Source organism: Gemella haemolysans, from assembly GCF_001553035.1.
Lineage (GTDB): Bacteria > Bacillota > Bacilli > Staphylococcales > Gemellaceae > Gemella > Gemella haemolysans_B.
In genome coordinates this window covers 27632-47322 of the sequence record NZ_KQ959995.1, presented here as the reverse complement: position 1 = coordinate 47322, position 19691 = coordinate 27632, and the positions used below count along the sequence as shown (strand labels likewise).

Annotated in this window: 19 protein-coding genes, 2 pseudogenes and 1 other annotated feature; of the genes and pseudogenes, 2 read left to right on the top strand and 19 right to left on the bottom strand. The window is 30.7% G+C overall.

Going from position 1 to position 19691, the window contains the following annotated elements; all coding sequences use genetic code 11:
- The first annotated feature begins 78 nt into the window (after nucleotides 1-78).
- Nucleotides 79-339, top strand: a complete 261-nt coding sequence (locus HMPREF3186_RS08755) for a hypothetical protein (RefSeq protein ID WP_060914815.1) — start codon at nucleotides 79-81, stop codon at nucleotides 337-339.
- A 233-nt stretch (nucleotides 340-572) separates the two neighbouring features.
- Nucleotides 573-1736: a multidrug effflux MFS transporter gene (locus HMPREF3186_RS08750; RefSeq protein WP_060914814.1), complete on the top strand. Its 1164-nt coding sequence runs from the start codon at nucleotides 573-575 to the stop codon at nucleotides 1734-1736.
- Between the two features lie 390 nt (nucleotides 1737-2126).
- Here HMPREF3186_RS08750 and HMPREF3186_RS09480 read toward each other — a convergent pair.
- The 19 genes and pseudogenes from HMPREF3186_RS09480 to HMPREF3186_RS08665 form a co-directional block, all read right to left on the bottom strand.
- Nucleotides 2127-2478, bottom strand: a pseudogene (locus HMPREF3186_RS09480) (transglycosylase SLT domain-containing protein); the annotation flags it as partial.
- A gap of 20 nt (nucleotides 2479-2498) precedes the next feature.
- A pseudogene (locus tag HMPREF3186_RS09475) lies at nucleotides 2499-3149 on the bottom strand (ubiquitin-like domain-containing protein); the annotation flags it as partial.
- A gap of 3 nt (nucleotides 3150-3152) precedes the next feature.
- Nucleotides 3153-3941 carry a TatD family hydrolase gene (locus HMPREF3186_RS08740; protein WP_060914812.1) on the bottom strand — a complete coding sequence of 263 codons (789 nt, stop codon included), beginning with the start codon at nucleotides 3939-3941 and terminating at the stop codon, nucleotides 3153-3155.
- Between the two features lie 249 nt (nucleotides 3942-4190).
- Nucleotides 4191-4559, bottom strand: a complete 369-nt coding sequence (locus tag HMPREF3186_RS08735) for a hypothetical protein (protein ID WP_060914811.1) — start codon at nucleotides 4557-4559, stop codon at nucleotides 4191-4193.
- A 159-nt stretch (nucleotides 4560-4718) separates the two neighbouring features.
- On the bottom strand, nucleotides 4719-5210 hold the full coding sequence (gene ybaK / locus HMPREF3186_RS08730) for a Cys-tRNA(Pro) deacylase (protein ID WP_060914810.1): 492 nt from the start codon (nucleotides 5208-5210) through the stop codon (nucleotides 4719-4721).
- 146 nt (nucleotides 5211-5356) lie between these two features.
- Nucleotides 5357-6250, bottom strand: a complete 894-nt coding sequence (locus HMPREF3186_RS08725) for an ATP-binding cassette domain-containing protein (protein ID WP_060914809.1) — start codon at nucleotides 6248-6250, stop codon at nucleotides 5357-5359.
- Entirely contained in the window at nucleotides 6250-7116 is an 867-nt protein-coding gene (locus HMPREF3186_RS08720) for an ABC transporter ATP-binding protein (protein ID WP_060914808.1), read from the bottom strand. Before HMPREF3186_RS08720 ends, HMPREF3186_RS08725 begins: the two co-directional genes overlap by 1 nt.
- A 1-nt stretch (nucleotide 7117) precedes the next feature.
- Nucleotides 7118-7942, bottom strand: a complete 825-nt coding sequence (locus HMPREF3186_RS08715) for an ABC transporter permease (protein WP_060914807.1) — start codon at nucleotides 7940-7942, stop codon at nucleotides 7118-7120.
- Between the two features lies 1 nt (nucleotide 7943).
- Complete coding sequence (locus tag HMPREF3186_RS08710) at nucleotides 7944-8900, bottom strand: ABC transporter permease (protein WP_060914806.1); 957 nt, start codon at nucleotides 8898-8900, stop codon at nucleotides 7944-7946.
- A 195-nt stretch (nucleotides 8901-9095) separates the two neighbouring features.
- A complete protein-coding gene (locus HMPREF3186_RS08705) occupies nucleotides 9096-10655 on the bottom strand; it encodes an ABC transporter substrate-binding protein (protein ID WP_060914805.1) in 1560 nt (519 codons plus the stop codon).
- A gap of 476 nt (nucleotides 10656-11131) precedes the next feature.
- On the bottom strand, nucleotides 11132-12295 hold the full coding sequence (locus tag HMPREF3186_RS08700; protein ID WP_060914804.1) for a 5-methyltetrahydropteroyltriglutamate--homocysteine S-methyltransferase: 1164 nt from the start codon (nucleotides 12293-12295) through the stop codon (nucleotides 11132-11134).
- Between the two features lie 165 nt (nucleotides 12296-12460).
- Nucleotides 12461-13201, bottom strand: a complete 741-nt coding sequence (locus HMPREF3186_RS08695) for a cyclase family protein (RefSeq protein WP_060914803.1) — start codon at nucleotides 13199-13201, stop codon at nucleotides 12461-12463.
- A gap of 98 nt (nucleotides 13202-13299) precedes the next feature.
- Nucleotides 13300-13551 (bottom strand) — a binding site (T-box leader).
- A gap of 334 nt (nucleotides 13552-13885) precedes the next feature.
- On the bottom strand, nucleotides 13886-15295 hold the full coding sequence (locus HMPREF3186_RS08690) for a hypothetical protein (protein WP_231724194.1): 1410 nt from the start codon (nucleotides 15293-15295) through the stop codon (nucleotides 13886-13888).
- On the bottom strand, nucleotides 15288-16154 hold the full coding sequence (locus tag HMPREF3186_RS08685) for an ATP-binding cassette domain-containing protein (protein WP_060914801.1): 867 nt from the start codon (nucleotides 16152-16154) through the stop codon (nucleotides 15288-15290). The genes HMPREF3186_RS08690 and HMPREF3186_RS08685 overlap by 8 nt, the downstream gene beginning before the upstream one ends.
- Entirely contained in the window at nucleotides 16129-16275 is a 147-nt protein-coding gene (locus HMPREF3186_RS09275; protein ID WP_197415042.1) for a hypothetical protein, read from the bottom strand. Before HMPREF3186_RS09275 ends, HMPREF3186_RS08685 begins: the two co-directional genes overlap by 26 nt.
- Before the next feature lie 2 nt (nucleotides 16276-16277).
- Nucleotides 16278-16646, bottom strand: a complete 369-nt coding sequence (locus HMPREF3186_RS08680) for a GntR family transcriptional regulator (RefSeq protein WP_003144371.1) — start codon at nucleotides 16644-16646, stop codon at nucleotides 16278-16280.
- Between the two features lie 135 nt (nucleotides 16647-16781).
- Entirely contained in the window at nucleotides 16782-17252 is a 471-nt protein-coding gene (locus tag HMPREF3186_RS08675) for a threonine/serine exporter family protein (protein WP_060914800.1), read from the bottom strand.
- Nucleotides 17252-18022: a threonine/serine exporter family protein gene (locus HMPREF3186_RS08670; RefSeq protein WP_060914799.1), complete on the bottom strand. Its 771-nt coding sequence runs from the start codon at nucleotides 18020-18022 to the stop codon at nucleotides 17252-17254. Before HMPREF3186_RS08670 ends, HMPREF3186_RS08675 begins: the two co-directional genes overlap by 1 nt.
- 451 nt (nucleotides 18023-18473) lie before the next feature.
- Complete coding sequence (locus tag HMPREF3186_RS08665) at nucleotides 18474-19076, bottom strand: ABC transporter ATP-binding protein (protein WP_003144319.1); 603 nt, start codon at nucleotides 19074-19076, stop codon at nucleotides 18474-18476.
- Between the last annotated feature and the right edge of the window lie 615 nt (nucleotides 19077-19691).

Below are 19691 nucleotides of genomic sequence, written 5' to 3'. Positions count from 1 at the left end.
CCACTGCGTCTATGAGTTCTCATATACACTTTATTAAAATTCAGATCTTTTGAATCTGCCCCCTTCGGAGGATTTTTTATGGATATAGAAATAAAAAGAGCCGAATTACAAACAAAATACAATAACTGGATCAAAAAAAATACTCGAAGATTAGTAGTTGCTTTTATTGCTTATATAGTAATTATCTTAATAAATTTTTTACTATTAAAAAACTCTAAGGTCACTCTTTTTTCTAGCTTTTTATTTTTCACATATACAGTTTATGTATTCTCATTAATTTGGTTTATAAAAAATAAATTAATCGCAAATATCGACTCTGTTGATTTCGATGTAAAATAAAAGTACTTAAATTAATCATATTAGGATTATTTAAGTACTTTTATTATTTTCTGTAAACATCTCAAACTTCATCTTTTTTTAAAAAATGTTTATGAAATACAACTTTATATTTATAAAAATGAAAACTGAAAATTACATATAAACTTTTTTCAAAAAACGAAAAAAAAACTTACGAAAAAAATTTTTTTATGCTATAATCTGTTCATATTTCTTAAAAATCGAAAGGAGTCAACATGACATTAAAAAGAAATTCTAAATTGTTTCTAGTACTCTTTCTAGGAACGTTATCGGCTTTTGGGCCATTTGTTACAGATTTATATTTACCAGCACTACCTACTATGAGTTCGTATTTTAATTCTAGTACATCAACAATTCAACTTACTCTAACAGGTAGTATGGTAGGACTTGCATTAGGACAGCTACTTATCGGACCTATTAGTGATAAATATGGTCGTAAGAATCCATTAATAATCAGCTTAATAGTTTATTTAATAAGTACTATTGCTATTATTCTTTTTCCTAATGTATACGCAATGATAGTATTACGATTTATCCAAGGTGTATCTTCTGCAGGAGCTGTAGTTATTTCTCGTGCTATTTCTACAGATTTATACCATGGACGTGAATTAGCTGCTTTCTTTGCCCTACTTATGGCTGTTAACGGCTTAGCACCTATTCTTTCTCCTATCCTAGGAAGTGTATTACTAGAACTTACAGATTGGAGAGGTATTTTCATTACACTTGCTCTAATCGGTGTGATTTTATTAGCTGTAAGCTTTAAATTCAATGAATCTTTAGCCATTGAAAAACGCTTAGATCTTCCAATAACTAAGACATATTATTCTCTTGTATATGTTGTAAAAAATAGACTATTCTTTGCTCTTGTTATTGTTCAAGGATTTGCCTTAGCTGCTATGTTCGCCTATATCGCGGCATCACCATTCATCTTACAAACTCATTATAGCTTAAGTCCATTAATGTATAGCTTATGCTTTGGTCTAAATGGTTTTGCTATAGTTTTAGGAAGCAAGAACGCTGGTAATTTTAAAGAGAAAGTTAGTATCAAACTAGGGTTATCCCTTATGTTATTAGTTAGCATCTACCTTGCAGTTGCACTAACTCTTACACTACCTTTCCTATTCATTGAAGTAGGATTCTTCCTTCTTCTACTAGGATTAGGATTTATTTTACCTGCTGGTTCTGCTATCGCTATGAGTTTAGAACGTGAGCGTGCTGGAAGTGCCTCGGCTTTCTTTGGATTTGTACCATTCTTCTTAGGTGGTGTTGTTTCACCACTAGTCGGTATTGGAAATATCTTCCACTCTAGTGCAATAGCAATCGTAATTTGTTCAGCTATATCATTCGTAACATTCAAACTAGTTGAAAAGAAAATATAAAATAAAAAAAATCTAAGTTATAAATTCGGATACTAAAAATATCTAATTTAAAGATGAGTTTTTCCAATATAACTTAGATTTTTCTTCTTCGTTTGAACATGTTATCCATTTTATTATATCATATATTCTTAGTTATTATAAGACTTGTTTTACCCCTTAATTTATGATGAGTTGAAAGTGAAAAGTAATAGCAGCTGTTTTAAGGAGTAGCTAAAAAATCGTGATTTCAAAAAATCAATTTTGTTGAATCTACCTAAATAAAAAAAGGGGAAAATAAAAATGTATATTCCAATATTAGTAATAATTTGTATGGTATGTGGCGCTATAGGTGGAACTTTAGGCTATTTTCTTACAAATAAAGAAGACGATTAATCGTCTTCTTTTAATTATTTATCTCATTCCCCAAGCTGCTAAACCTTGTGCTTGATATGCACGAGTTGCCGCATTAATTTGATCTTGAACTGTTGCTGTAGATCCCCATCCTGGCATTGTTTGGAATAATCCACTAGCTCCAGAAGCATTTCTCGCATTTACCTGCCCGTTAGATTCACGCGCAATAATGTGTTCCCAAGTCGACGCTGGTACTCCTGTACGGCGAGCCATTTCTTGAGCTGCTGCTGCTCCATCAGCCCCTGCAGTATTACCATTTGATAATACAACAGATCCTCCTGGTGCTGAATACGATTGAGCTGGTGCTGCGTAAGATTGTTGCGCTGCTACTACTCCTTGTTGTTGAGCTGCTGGACGTTGTTTAGTTCCTACTACTACAACTTTTGCTGTAGCTTCAGTGATTACTTTCTCAGAAGCAACTTCTCTAGATACTTCTTTACCATTTTCTCTTACAATGTTATAAGTAACTTCTTTCTCACCATTTTTACCTTCAACTTTTGTAACTTTTTCATCTACATATTTAGAATCGTCTTTTTCTTCTTTTGTTTCAAATTTAATTACTTCTTTTTTCGTTTCAGTAGTTTTTCCAGTTCTGGCAATTTTAATTGTATCAACTGTAGCTACTTCACTCTTTAATCCTGGTGTAACTTCATCTTTTTCACCAAGAGTAATGTTTAATTCTTTTAAGATATCTTCAACTTTTTTGTAAGTAGTTTTTCTTACTGTAGTTGTATTTCCATCAACGATTGTTATTTCACGAGCTTTATAAATGTTAATAGTTTCTCCACCGTTCACTCTAGTGTCTAATCCTGGTTCTACTCTATCATCTGCACCAAAAGGTATATTATTAGCGATAAGAATTTCTCTAACTGTTCCTTTTTTAGTTTTTAGCTCAATTTTGTTACTATTATCTAAGTTTACGGCGAAAACATTGTGCCCTGTATATTCTTCCGCTACTACGAAAGCTCCCGATAATAATAATCCCGATGTTGCCGCTGCGGCTACAATTCTACCTAATTTCATGTATTAATCAATCTCCTTTTTACCTTCTAATCCGAACAACGTACATGCATTATTGAATGTTTGTTTTGTTAGTTGTTCATACGACATTTCTTTAAGATCTGCAATTTCTTGTGCTACATAGTGCACGTATGCAGGTTCATTTCTTTTTCCTCTATATGGTGTTGGTGTCAAATACGGACAGTCCGTTTCAATTAACAACTTATCTAACGGACAAGCTTTTGCTACTTCTTTAGGTGTTTTTGCATTTTTAAATGTCACTGGTCCACCTAATGAAATATAGAAGTTCTCTTTTAGCATTATATTCATGCTTTCTACAGAACCAGAAAAACTGTGCATTATTCCACCAATTTCACTAGCTTTTTCTTCTTGAAGTATTTGTATTGTATCTGCCATAGCATCACGTGTGTGAATTACTATTGGTTTGTTTACTTCTTTTGCTAGTTGAATTTGTCTTCTAAATACTTCTTTTTGAACATCCTTTGGACTTTTATCCCAGTGATAATCTAGACCAATCTCTCCGATAGCTACTACTTTATCATTAGTTAAAGCAATTTTTTTTATCATTTCATATTTTTCTTCTGTAAAGTCAATTGCTTCTACTGGGTGCCAACCTACTGTTAAATATAAAAAGTCATATTTAGCTGTGATTTCCAGTGCTTTTTCTATACTTTTATCATCGAAACCAACTATGTTTATTAATTTTACTCCCGCTTCTTTTGCACGAGAAATAGTTTCTTCTAAGTCTTCTAAATAAGCATCATCATTTAGATGCGCATGTGTATCAAATAACATACCACGCCTCCTTACTCTTAAGATTATATCAAAACAACGTTTCATTAAAATATCTAAAGTATTTCAATTATGTTACAATACATTTTCAATTAACGCAAATATTGTTACTTTATGCGTTTTCAGCAATATTTAGGGAGAATTATTATCTTTTTTCAATAATAATTTATAATTATTTAAGGCGCTAACAAAAAAGATGCCTTAGAGCATTTTAACACTCTAAGACATCTCTATAAAATGAGTTTATTATATTTAATTTAGTTCTCCATGGTACCAAACACGTACTTTACCATTTCCTATTGGATAAATATCACTGAAGTATAATGTACCCGAAGCCCAACCACGCCCATCATAAAATTGACTATAATTTACACTTGTTGGATACTCTGAACCTACAGGATAGTCATAAGGAATACTTTTAGAAATCTTTTCTGCAGTATTCTCAGAATTATTCACAATTGGACTTTTATCCGTTACAACATTATTATCTCGATATGTTGTATTTTCTTCATTCACATTAGGATTTCCACCTGATGAAGAATAAACTATACCAACTCCTAAGCTTCCTGGAAGTAGCACTAATAATAAACTCATCGCTCCTATTTTAATACTTTTTTTCATAAGTATTGACCTCCCTATCTACTTATTTTACTACTATTATACTCCTTTTTTTTAACAATGCAAGCCTTTTTATGATGATTATATAAAAAATAACTTTAAATATAAATCTTCCCTAAATTTCAGGAAAGCACATCATTATCTAAAGTCATTCTACTTATATTATTCAGCTTTGAAATCTACTACTTGAGCACCGATAAATTGCTCTAAAACTTCTGGTTTTACTTCTACTTGGTGACCTACTTTACCTGCAGAGATAATAATCGTTTCAACTTCACGACATTTTTCATCTACAAAAGTTGGAAATAGTTTCTTCATCGCAAATGGTGAGCAACCACCTTTTACATATCCTGTAATTTTTGTTAGGTCTTTAAGTGGTAACATTGATAAACTTTTCACTCCTGCTGCTTTGGCAAGTTTCTTAAAGTTTATACTGTCTTCACTCATAAGTACTCCAACAACGTAGTTACCTTTTCCATCTGTAGTCATAATTGTTTTAAATACTTGATTATGATCGCGCCCGATAATATCAGCTACTCCTACACCAGTCTTCGCAGCATCACTTTCTGCATCAAATTCAAAATGATTATATTCTACACCATTTTCGTCTAAAAATCTCATAGCATTTGTTTTTAATTCTTTTTTCTTAGCCATAATAGCTCCTCTTTTCCATATTATGTAATAATATTATTATTTTACTCCAAAGTTTGCCTACTGTCAAAATCTGTTTTAAATATTTTTGCAAAAATACCAACCTCAAAAGTTAAATTTTCTAATTTTTGAGATTGGCATTCAAATTATTATTTTAACACAAAGTGTCCTTCTTCAACTTCTTCGAATTTTTCTGTACCAGTTATTACTATTTCCTCTGCACTTACTTCGAATTCTTCGAACATCTTTCTAGCTCTTACTGGATCGATAATCGGCATAGAGTTTAGAAGACGTTTTGTATAAACGTGCTGCGGATTCTTCATAATCTGTTCTGTTGTTCCTAGTTCTACTAGATTCCCTCTATACATTACCGCTATTCTATCTGCGATATACTCTACTACACCTAAGTTATGTGAGATGAATAAATATGTTAGAGAGAATTTTTCTTGTAAATCTTTTAATAAATTAATTACCTGAGCTTGTGTTGAAGCATCTAGGGCAGAAGTTGGTTCATCACATAGAATGAAATCTGGTTTTGTTACAACTGCTCGAGCAATACCTATACGTTGACGTTGCCCTCCACTAAAAGCATTTGATAATTTTAACGCGTCTTCATTAGAAATCCCAACAAACTCTAAAATTTCTAACGCCTTTTCCTTCGCAGTTTCTTTGTCTTCTTTATGTAAAGCTTCCATAACTATATCTAAAGCACTCATTCGCGGATTTAATGATGAATAAGGGTCTTGGAATATAATTTGCATCTTGCTGTATACTTCTGCAAGCTCTTTTTTTGACATTTTTGTTAAAGATTTTTCATTACCTTCTACAAAAACATCACCTGATATGAATGGATCAATATTTAATATCCCCTTACCTAGGGTAGTCTTTCCACTTCCAGATTCACCTACTACAGCTAGCGTCTCAGCTTTATAAATATCTAAACTAATATCATTAACAGCTATAGTTTCTTTGACTTCTTTACCCATTCCTTTAGACTTATAAACTTTTCGTACATTTTTTAGTTTTAAATACTCTTTACTCATTACTCCACCTCTTTCAGATACTCATGAGTATCGCTAAGTTTTTGCCAAGTATAGTGTTTATCATCTTCTTTATAATCAACAGTCAGAAGTTCTTTATTAGTATTTTCTAATCTTGCCGCTGCAAGAAGTTGTTTTGTATATGGGTGTTGTGCATTGCTGAAGATTTCTTCAACATTTCCTTTTTCGACAACTCTACCTCTATACATAATATACACATAGTCACACATTCCAGCTATTACACCGAAGTCGTGGCTGACTAGTGCAACACTAAGTTCTGTTTCTTTTTGTAATTTTTTAATAAGAGATAGAATCTGTGCTTGAACCGTAACGTCTAAAGCTGTTGTTGGTTCATCTGCTACCAATAACTTAGGATTAGCAAGTAATGCCATGGCTATTAATATTCTTTGACGCATACCTCCAGATAATTCATGTGGATATTGCTCAATTCTAAGAGGTGCATTAAGAATTCCTACTTTTTCAAGTTGCTCTATTGCTAATTTTTTTGCTTCTTCTTTAGACTTATTTTGGAATCTTTCTATTACTTCTATTAAGTGAAAACCAATCGTTCTAACTGGATCTAGTGAAGTCATAGGGTTTTGGAAAATCATAGAGATTGGTAACTTTTCGCCCTTCTTAACTTCCTTTCCATCAAAGTTAAACTTATCATTTTCATCAAAAATATTGTTAGGAAGAATAGACATTATGCTACGCATCAGAATACTTTTTCCACTACCTGATTCTCCAACAACACCAGTGATATGACCTTTTCTAAAATTAATATCGATACCATGTATTAACTGTTTATCTACTTCTTTATTTGGTTTATAATTAACCGTTAGATTTTTTAATTCTACTATGTTTGTCATACTATTCTCCCTCCTTTTGAATATATTTTGTAAGTAAGTTACCAATATTATTAAATGAATAAATTGTTAACATTACAAATAATCCAGGGATAATAGCCATATGAGGAGCACGTTGTAGACTTTGTTGTGCATTTTGTAGCAATGTTCCCCAAGAAGTCATAGGTTGTTGAATACCAAGACCTAAGAAACTAAGTGCCGCTTCTGTCATTATTGCATTTGCTATTGAAGCACTTGCTGCTACTACTAAAGTTGGTATTATAGCTGGAATAATATGTTTCTTTAGGATAGAGATAGTTTTTACCCCGCTAAATCTACTATATACTACATAGTCATATTCTTTTGCTGATAGAGTTTCAGCACGAACTAACCTCGCAAGACGCATCCAAGAAAAACATCCTATTACTATAATTATTGACCCAATTCCTGGTTTTAAAAACACACTTAGAACGATTACTAACACTAACCATGGAATGGAAGATAATACATCAACTAAACGCATAAGTAAAGTATCAACAACTCCACCAACATAACCTGCGATAAGTCCTACTATCGTTCCAATTGTTACGGCAGTCACCATCGCTAGTAATCCTACTATAAGAGAAATACGCCCTCCATAGATTACACGAATGAAATAATCACGTCCTACCTCATCAGTCCCGAATAAATGTTGTAGACTCGGTGATTGAGATAGATTCGCTACATCAGTAGCCGCTGGATCTATAGGAAGTAACGGTGCTATTAATGATACAAACACTAATATCGCAATAAAAATAAGTGAAAAAATATAGATTTTTGAACTTTTAGCTATTTTAATAAATCTTTTCATCTTATTTACCTCCTCTTCTGATTCTAGGATCTACTATTGAGTAAAGTATGTCTGAAATTAAGTTACCTACTATTACTAATGTAGCTGACAGTAACATTACCGCCATTATTATAGGATAATCTAACGCTCTAGTTGCTTGTGTGATATATGGTCCAATTCCTGGCCAACTAAATACTGTTTCTGTAATAATCGCTCCAGTTACTAACATCGGCAGTGACATACCCACTTGAGTTATTACTGGTATTAATACATTTTTTATAATGTGCCTTGTGAAGATTTGAGTTTTTGTCGCTTGAAAAGCTTGTTGAACTACTACATACTCTTCATTTGTTTGACTTAAAGCTGAAGACCTTACATAACGTGTAAGTTCTGCGAAGAATACGATTGTTAATGTTAGATAAGGCATGATAAAGTGTGATAAGAAATCACCAAAATCATCCTCTTTACCAATTGTGTGCATTCCTATTATTGGGAATAAGTTTAATTGGTATCCTAAAACATAGATGAATATCATTGCTATCCAAAATGATGGAGTAGCTATTCCCAATGAAGCTACAGCATCGATGAATTTATCTTGCCATTTACCTTTGTTTGCAGCCGCTAGTAATCCTAGTACTATTGCGATTATTAGTGCTGTTATGTAGGCTGGTAATACTAATGATATTGTATTAGGTATTTTCGCTAGGATTTCTTCTCCTACACTATTGTGAGTTACTAATGAGTGCCCGAAATTCCCACTCAATATTTGTCCTAACCAATCCACATACTGAATTAAGAATGGTTTATTAAGTCCACTTTGCTCACGAAGAATATTAATTTCTTCTTGTGACATATTCGACGTTATCTGTGCATCGATAGCATCATATGGTGCTAAATGTATTAAAGTAAATACTATAAACGATATTACTAAAAGTAATGGTACTGCTTGTAATATACGTTTCAAAATATATCGAATCATACAATCTCCTTTAAATTTTAACTACTATATTTTTATAAAATTCATTTATAATTTATCACAAATCTTTTCGATATAAATTATAAATGAACATTCCCCTTAAAACTAATAAAGCGAGGGAGATACTATAAAATCTTATTATAAATAGGATTTTATCGTACTCCCCCTCACACTATATTTTATTTTCCACTACTATTACTATTTAAGAGTAATTTTTGATAAATCATCAAATGTGTAGATTGGAACTAACTTAGCATCGTTAACATTTCCAACACGTTTGTTAACCGCTAAGATTTTTTGGTTATCTACGATTGGGTATAGGTATGCTTGGTTAGCAATTTCTTGTTGAAGGTTTTTGTACACTTCTTTACGTTTAGCTTCATCTAATTCAGCTGCACCTTGTTTGAATAATCCATCAACTTTTTCACTTCTGTATTGGAAGTAATTTGAAGTACCATTTGATCCAAATAGCTTAGAGTATAAATCAGGATCGTTACCCATGATATATCCACCTAAGAATAGGTTGTAAGCTTTAGAACCAGGTTTTCTTAACTCTGTAAAGATAGCTGTTTCATCTCCACCACGAAGCTCTACATTGATTCCTACTGCTTGTAATTGTTGTTGGATGAATGTTGCTTGGATAGTATTTGCAGCATCATTACTTGCATATCCTAAGTTAAGTTTCAAGTTAGAAACTCCAGCTTCTTTTAATAGTGATTTTGCTTTTTCAACATTTTGAGTATATTTCTCTACATCATCAGTATGGAATGGATTTTTCGGTGGTAAGAATGAATAAGGGTTTTGGTAGTATTTGCTATCTAAGTAAGCCGCTTTATTCATGTCTTCTTTGTTTAATGCGTATAAAATAGCTTGTCTAACTTTAACATCTTTTAATTCATCTGTGTTTGTGTTTAGTCCTAAGTATCCGATACGGTTTTCACTGTAAGGATAAGTATCGATGTTTTTAGAATCTAAATCTTTAATTGCAGCAGGTAATACATATGCTGCATCTACCTCACCTTTTTGTAATGCTACTTTTGTAGTATCAGCACTTTTAATAATACGTAGTACTACATTTTTAACTTTTGGCTTACCATTGTAATAATTTTCATTCGCTTCAAATTTAATATATTCTCCACGTTTGTTTTCTACTAGTTTGTATGGTCCAGTTCCTACTGGTGTTTCTTTTAATTCTTTAACTGAGAAGTCAGATACATTTCCATAAACGTGTTTTGGAATAATGTAAGTTTCATTCGCAATGTTATTTGCCGCAGCTGCACTTGGTTCTGGGAACTTAAATAATACAGTGTAGTCATCTACTTTCTCAATAGTTATCGGTTTGTCACCAATCCATAAGTTTTTAAAGTTTCCATTTTCTTTTTTAGCTTTTGTTTGATAAGTGAAAACTACATCGTCAGCTGTGAATTTTTGTCCATCAGACCATTTTACGTCTTTTCTTAAGTTAACTTTTAAGCTAAGACCATCTTTTGCAAGTTCAGTAGATTCTGCTAAGGCATATTCTTTTGAACCATCCCCATTAACTTTGATTAATGGTGAGTAAATAATATTAGTCATTGTTAATCCCCAACGGTCACTTACCTTGATTGGGTTAGTTGATGATGGATCATCATTAATAGCATACGTGAAAGTATCTTTATCTTGAGAAGTGGTAATTGTGTTTTGCGTTTTTGAACTACATGCTGTTACAACACTCATTACTAACGCTAGTGCTCCTATAAACAATTTGTTCTTTTTCATTCTTTTTTCCTCCTTGATTTTAAGTCCTATTTTTCTAACTACAAATTATTTTGGTTTCCCCTATTTAATAATGGTTAAATACATTTGTCTATTCGACAGTGAGAGACTTACATTGCTACTCATGTATTAATTAAATAGACTATATTTTATAATAAGAATAATAAAACCAGATATTATTTAACATTGAACGAATGAAATCAATGCTAGTTTAGTTTACTGTATTATATATAAATATGTCAATTTATGTGCTTACTTTTATCATTTACTTTAATTATATAATTCTTTTGGTTGGGAGTGACTCAAAAATCGTGATTTCGGAGAAACAAGATTTTGTAAAGTCACTTTCCGCAGTGGTTTATTAGATATCTAAAAAGCTTTTATAAAGCGAATTTGGATATCAATAAACCACTGCGTCTATGAGTTCGCATATGAACTTTGTTAAATTTTAGGACTTTTTGTTCAGACCTAAAGTATTATTAATTTTCTGTGCCCCAAACTTCTTCTACGATTTCTTTAATTAGGGCGATTTTCTTCCATTGGTCTTCTTCAGTAATCACATTTCCTTCTTCTGTAGAAGCAAAACCACATTGTGTACTTAAGTAAATATTTTCTAATGGTACGTATTCACTAGCCTCTTTAATTCTTGCGATTACTTCTTCTTTATCTTCTAAATCTGCAAATTTAGATGTAATTAATCCTAAAACAACTTTTTTATCTTTTCCAACTTTTGCTAGTGGCTTGAAATCTCCTGCACGATCTGTATCGTATTCTAAGTAGTATGCATCTACATTTTCTCCCGCAAGTAGCTCGTCTTCAACGTTTTGGTATCCACCTTGAGAAATCCATTTAGAAGCGAAATTCCCACGACAAACGTGCGTATTGATAGCTAAATCTCCTGGTTTCCCTTCGATAACTTCATTATTTAATGCTAGACAACGTGCTGCATATTCTCTACGAACTTCTTCTAAAGGACGTGCGTCACGGAAACGATTCGCAAATCCATCATCAGCTAATGCTCCCCAAGTACAATCATCAAATTGTAATACACGTAATCCTTCGTTGTAAAGGTCTGCGATAACTTGTTTATAAGCTGCTACAATCGCATCTTTTAATTCTTCAAATGTTGGATAGAATTTTTCATATCCTTTAATGTGATCTTCTGTACGAATTAACTCAAAGTATAATTGTGATGGTGATGGAATTGTTAATTTTACAGTTACACCTTCTTTATCAGCTACTAAGTCTCTTAAGAATTTATAGTGTGCTACAAATGGATGATTTTCTCCACTGATTTTTCCTGATACTTTTGCTGTATCTGGTTTAGTTTCGATACCTTTGAATGGGTAACCTTTTTCACCTTGAACGTGTTCTACACCATTAAGTCCCCAAAAGAAGTCTAGGTGCCAGTATGCACGACGAAACTCTCCATCTGTTACTCCTTTTAGTCCATTTGCTATTTGTTTTTCAACTAATTCTGTAATTACTTTATCTTCTACCTTAGTTAATTCTTCTTGTGATAATTCTCCTTTTGAAAATTTTTCACGAGCTTCTACTAACTCCTTAGGTCTTAAAAATGATCCCACGTGATCTACTCTATATGCTGCTCTTTCTACTACTTTATTTTGACATCCTTGACACATAATATTTTTTTCCTTTTTATTTTCTCTTTTAACTTTACTCTTCTGACTTTATTATTTTGACTTTATTATAAACTTCTAGTTACTTTTCTCTTCAAACTTTTTTTCTTTTCTCTTTTCTAATACATATTTTTTCTCATAAACTAAAACTTTTTTATAAAGACCGTTCTATTCGTCTTCTGGTAGTATCGCTACTACTCTTACCGGAGAGCCCGTTGCTTCTGTCCAGTTTGGATAAGCAATTGAAATTAATGCTCCAGTCGCTGGTACTTGGTCAAGATTTGCTAAAACTTCGATTTGGTAAATATCTTGTTCTAGTAAGTAATACTCTTGAATAAGTCCTTCAGCTGCGGCTGTAACACCTGAATCAGTATCTAGTGTTTCATGGCCTACAGCTTTAACTTTTCTTTCTTTAATTAAAAATTCTAGTGCATCTCTCCCCCATCCTGGAGTGTGCTGAACTTCATTTTCATCTAGATTTCTAATTTCATCATAACTTGGCCAACGCTTAGACCAATCACTTCTGAATGCTACGAATGATTCTGGTAATATTTCTCCATGTTCAGCTTCAAAATCAAGAATATCTTGTTTAGAAATTACATAGTCATTATTCTCCGCTACTTCTTTACTCTTATCAATTACGTATAAAGGTAATAGTAAATCTTTAAGTTCAATTTCATCTAACCAACGTCCACCTTCAACGAAGTGAATTGGCGCATCGATGTGTGTTCCATATTGTCCAACAACTGAGAATTTTTGAACATAGAATCCATCTTTTAAAGTAAAGACATTTTCTTTTTCTAACGCAGGTAACGCTGGAAACTTAGGTGACTTTTCATCAATTTTGTGGCTTAAGTTAACCCATTTTTTGTTTTTTAAAGTTTTATAGATATTTAGTAATTCTGACATGTTTCTTTCCTCCGAAATGTTTATATTATTTCTTTAAGTTAAGAATTCTTGTGATTATTTTGAGAAATAAAAAAAGTCCTCACAGAAGCTTTTGCTTCTGCAAGGACGTCTAATAATTTACGTGTTACCACCTTACTTTATGATATTCTCACAAATATCAACTCAAAAAGTACGCACCAAAATACAATGGTGTTATACCCTGAAGCTATAACGGGCTCACCCGTAAAGGTCTAATTATTCGACCATTAACACTCAAAGACCATTTTCAAAGTTTCTAATACGATCTCTTTTCACCAACCGAGACTCTCTTTACCATCTTTCACTTTTACTTATCTTATCAACGTGTGAATCATTAACTTGTGATTAAGTATAACAAGTTATTTTTTATCTGTCAATAGTTTTTTTGAAAAATTTTACATGTTTTCTTTCTGTAGAACTTTTATATACTCCATATTATTTGAATGAAAGTTACTTAAATCAGCGGATTGTAAAGTCTAAAGTCACCCTTTTCATCAATTAAAAATTTTCATGTTTGCTACAAATACATATTATTTACAGAAAATATTAATTAATAACTTTATAAAATTTATTTTTACCTGTACTTTATTAAATATATAAAAAAGTGAGAATTTCTAATTATTTCTTAGAAACTCTCATCTCTTTCCTTTAATTTTCAATAAAATTTTATATTCTAATCTTTGTTTTAACCAACTTCCAAAGAACAGCTGGTACTAATAATATTGTTAGCGCTAGAGCAACGATTTGATTAATGCCGAATATGTCTACTAATACTAATAATGTGGATGCGAATACTCCCATTAATAATATTAAATATCCTACTAATGAAACTCTTTCTATTATGAAAAATTCACCTTCTTTTTCTACATTATGCTTTTTATAAACCTTACTTGCTAACAGCATAATTATTGTTAAAATAACTAGGTAAATAATAATATTCTTCCAAGGAGTGTAGCCGAAATAATAAAATATTGGCATCCTTGGTATATTATCAAGAAACGGCTCATTTGAAAAATAATCTACAACGAACAATTTCCCTATAACAACCCATACTCCCAATGGATAATATATCAGTGTAAGAGCAGGAATATACATTACGCCTATACTCAATATATTTCCACAAAAACTCGATAAGATAGCTCCTAGTAATACTAAACCTATTCCCAGTATATATATTTTATTATTTATTTCAAGTACCGCTGGCACGTTATAGATTTCTCCTAACAAACTATTACTTATAACCGCTATATTAGCTAGTCCTGTTAAAATATAAGTAACTATTAAAATTAAGAACGATAGAATTACTTTTGCAAAATATACTTTCTCTTTTTCGTAAGGTAAGCTCGCTACAAATTTACCAAAATTAGTATGGTATTCATCTCCAAAGATTAACAACGGGATTAAAGTTATCAAAATATAATAACCAATATTAGTTCCCTCGTTAAACAGAGTTTCTTTTAACTTAACCTTACTAGCTTCTAGATTTTCTTTTAAGAAAGTTAATGTTTTTGTATTACTAATATCTAGCGCTGGAGGGTATAATTTATCCAGTTCTTCTTGTTTATCAAAATACTCCTTGCTTCCCGGCTGCATTCGTGACCATTCTTTATACTTAGGAACGTTATTCAATTCTTCTTCAGTTAAGTACTGTTTGTATTTTTCACTTCCTCCACCTGTAAGTACATTTAGATCCTCATTATTAGTATAAAATGTCCATAATGCTGTACTAGGAAAATTATGTAAATATGCTCCAACCGCATAAGAATGTTTCATCTCATCTAATTTTTCTTTTGATAATTTTTCTTTATAATTTTTCTGATATTCTTCTTTCAACTTATACAGTTCGTGTGTTTTTTGATTTAATTCATCATTAGATGCACCTTTTCTTATTTCCAATTCCTTTGCTATTCCTGTTGTTAATTGAAAATCATAAGCTGCAACTCCATTTTTCAATTCATTTAGTTGTTTATTAGTAGTTGTAGCAGCAAATGTTGAGAAGGCAATTAATAGTATAACTAACATAATTGAATATTGTTTCAAATATATACGAATAATTTTTAAAATATCTTTACACATTTTCATCTTCCCCCTTACTATTTAATAAAAAGATATCCTCTAATGCAATAGGGAGTTTATCATATTGAAGAAGATCTTTATCTTGAATAATATCATGAGTAGCATCATAACTTCCCTTCATAATAACCACATAGACTCTTCCAATATTACTAATAATTCTTACATCAGGATTGTTACGTAACTCCGCTGGTATTTTATCTTGGTACACTAATTGATATTTACTATACTCATCCTTATTAATTTCTTCACTAACTCCAACTCCATCATCTAAATAGACAACCTTATCACTTATGTTTTCCAAAGAATTTAATTGATGACTACTAATTAATAACCCAATTCCATCACTTTGAGCATCCAAAATATAATCAACTATCTTTTTAGTATTTATTACATCTATCCCATCTAGTGGTTCATCTAAGAGGATAAACTTAGTTCGGCATGAAATCCCCAAAATCAAACTAAAAATAGCTAGTTGTCCTTTTGATAATTCAGATAATCTGCTGGTTTGTGATAATTTAATTTTTTCTAATTCTGTTTTAAAATATTGTTCATCAAAATTTTCATAAGCTAACTTATAAAACTCACAAACCTTTTTAATTTTAGAATTTTTAAAATAATCGAATCTATCCGGTATATAAATCAGTTGTTTTCTTATATTTTTATTATCTATTCCTTCAATTCCTATTTCACCAGAATCTTTACTATATATTCCTGATAGTATCTTTAATAATGTTGTTTTCCCACTTCCATTTCTACCAACAAGTGCTACAATTTCTCCTGTAGTTACAGAAAAACTAACATTATTTAATACTATCTTTTTGGAAAATTTTTTATTAATTTTTTCTATCGTAAGCTTCATAGTTTTCCTCCTTTATCTTTTCTAAAATGACTTCACATAACTTCTCCATCGATAATCCTAAAAATTTCCATTCCATGATTAATTCTTTTAACTTTCCATCAATCTTCTTCTCATTATCCATAATTAATCACCCTTTCGAAATTCTAACTTAATTTTTTCTAATAAATCTTCTTCCGAGATTCCTCTTATTTTTACTTCCCTAACTAAATCCTCAATTATCGAATCTATTAGTTCATAATTTGGAACAATATTATCAAAATTATTTGTAATAAAAGTACCTCTCCCTACTATTGTTGTAATTATCTTTTCACTTTCTAACTGCTGAAATGCTTTTTGAATTGTACTAACATTAACACTAAGCATTTTCGAAAATTCTCTTACCGATGGTAATTTATCTCCCTCCTGTAATAGATTTTTGCTTATCATAGACTTGATTTGATCTACTATTTGTTTATAAATCGGTTTCTCTGATAATGAATCAATTTGAAACATAGTGACCTCCTTCCTAAGTGTACCATACATCGCCATACACCTTCTACTTAAAGTGTACCATACATCACCACACAATGCAATAAAAAAATAAGATATAATAATAAATTTCAAAGAAACAATTATTATATCTTATATTTACTTAGATCTTTTATTTAGTAAAGGTTTTAGTACGACTCTAAAAATCGAATCAGCTATTATTATACCAACTGCTAACCCTATTGCACCATAAAAACTATTTAAGAAAATTTTACCAGAATTACCATAATCATCTAACAACAATGTTCGGAACGCATCATAAATAGTTACCCCAGGCACCACAGGTACAAGTCCTGGAACGAAATATACAGTTACAGGATTTTTAAATTTAATCGCACAAATTTGCCCTATATTAGCCAATAATAACGAACATACTAAACTTGACATGAATACACTATGTCCATGGCTCCACATCTCCCAGTATCCGCACCATCCTATCGCACCAATTATTCCACCAGTCACCAAAGTTTTTCTTGGGACATCACAAATAATTCCGAAAGATATTGAAGATATGAAGCTAAATACAAAATGATATAGCAGCAACAAGGCATGACTCATTACAGCAAGCATTATACCACACCCCCCATTAGCCTAACTATGAAATATACGGTCACTATTCCTGCACCTAACGCAAATGCCACACAGAAACTTTCAATAAATCGAATAGATCCAGAAATAAATCGTTTAGCAATAATGTCTCCCATAGAATTAGTTATCGTAATACCTGGTACAAGAGGCACTACTGCACCTATCATAGCAAGTCTTAGTGAATGTCCATTTAATAATACAAAACCAATATAGCCCGCTATACCTCCGACAAAAGTACTAATATACTCAGAGATAAAAGGTGCTTTTAAATAATCTATAACTTTAATATAAACATAAAATGCTACTGCTCCAGCTATTCCTCCTGGTATAACATCCCAAAAGTTACCATCAAAGATTAATACGATACTACCACTAAGAACCCCTGAACAAAGAACTTTAAACCAATCTTTTATAGGACTCTTTTCTTCTTGAACTCTTTTAAGTGCTTTGTACATATCTGGTAAACTTATTTTTCCTGATGTAAATGCCCTCGATAGTGCATTAACTTCCGAAATTTTTGTTAGATTGTAGTTTCTATCACCTACCCTTCGAAAATCAGTCCCAAAACCTTCAATCCTAACAAAAATACCAGTTAAAGTCACATGTGTATAATATTCATCAGTACGCTCATCACCAACACCATGTTTAATGATTCTCTCAAGCGTATCTTCTGTTCTATATACCTCAGCTCCATTTTCCATTAATATTTTTCCTGCAAGTAACGCTGTTTTCATCAATAACTTCTCATACATTACTCTTCTCCATTTAAGATTAGATATGAAAACCAAATTAAATAAAAACCATATATAATTACATATTTTTAAATAAATTAAAATTCATTACATATCTAATCATCTTACCTTCCATAAATAAATTTTAAAATCATTATATCATAAAACCATGTATAAAAACATAGTTTTTCAATTATACAAATTAAATAATCATAGGCTGTTAGTTCCAAAAGTAAGGGAGTGACTCAAAAATCTTGATTTCAGAGAAACAAGATTTTGTTGAATCACCCCTTCAAAATTTATTAGATTCTAAAAATCTTAACACTAACTCGCAGTCTTGACTATGAGTTAATCATTAAATTTCACAGATTCAAAGGTTAAAGAGTAATTTTATAATTATTATTTTTATATGCGTTCACACTATAACTTTGTTAATACTGTACTTATATCCTTATTACTAATAGTGATATAATTATAATTCTATAAATTCATCACATAACTCCTCTATATCATCTTTGATATGTGAAGTTAAAATAATCAATCTATTATCGTTAATATAGTTTTTTAAATATTCTTTAGTTTTAGTATGACTTTTTTCATCTAATCCATTGAAACATTCATCTAGTATTAATATATCAGGATTTGTCATGAATGCCTGAATAATCAATACTTTTTGTTTTGTACCTAACGAAAGATCCTTGTATTTCTTGTCCTTATGCTCGAATAAATCATAAAATTCAATCCAAAAATCAAGATTAATATCTTTATTATCGCTTAACATCTTAATAGTATTTAAATTATCGTATAAAGTATAATTTTCTATGAAATCTGGTTTTTCTATTACAATTCCTGCATTTTTTATAAAATTAAATTTATTACGAAGTTTTACAGTATCTTGATAAACAGAACCCTTAGTTAAAACACTATATCCGCATAATATCTTTAAAAGAAGTGTTTTCCCTTTCCCATTTTTTCCTGTTACTCCATAAATTTTTCCATTTTCAAATTTTATCGAATAATTTTCAAATATATACTTACCATTAAATCTTTTATAACCATTTTTTATTTCTAACATATTAATCCCTCCTAAAGATCTTTCGTACTATACATTTTAAAAATACTAAAAAATATCACTAATATCATAATTAAATAATAATAAACAAATGAAATATTATTTAAAAATACAATGTAAATAACTATTGTTAAATAACAAAAACCCATTACAATAACCTTATTAAAATTAAATACTGTATTAATCAATAATATCATAAAAAATAAAAAGTATATTTTAACTATTTCTAAATTACCTACTAACAAACTTCTAAGACATATTTCTTTAAATTTATAAATATATATTATATTAAAAATAAATATATACCCAAAGTAAGAAAATAAAAGATTCTTAAATAAATATAGTATCACTTTAAAATAATATTGAATTATGTTTCTACTATGAAATTTTATTATTACTTTAAAATTATTTAAACTAACAGAAAAGACATTAATAAAATTCCACAACATTAACGTATATAGGCTAATCAAAAAAATTAGTTGTGTAATGTTAAGTTGGTGTTCCAAAATATATACATTATTAATATAATTTTTTATAAGTATATCGTAAGATAAATCATGATATTTTTTTATTTCCAATATAAAAAGTAAAATTACCAGTATAACATTCATCTGAAAT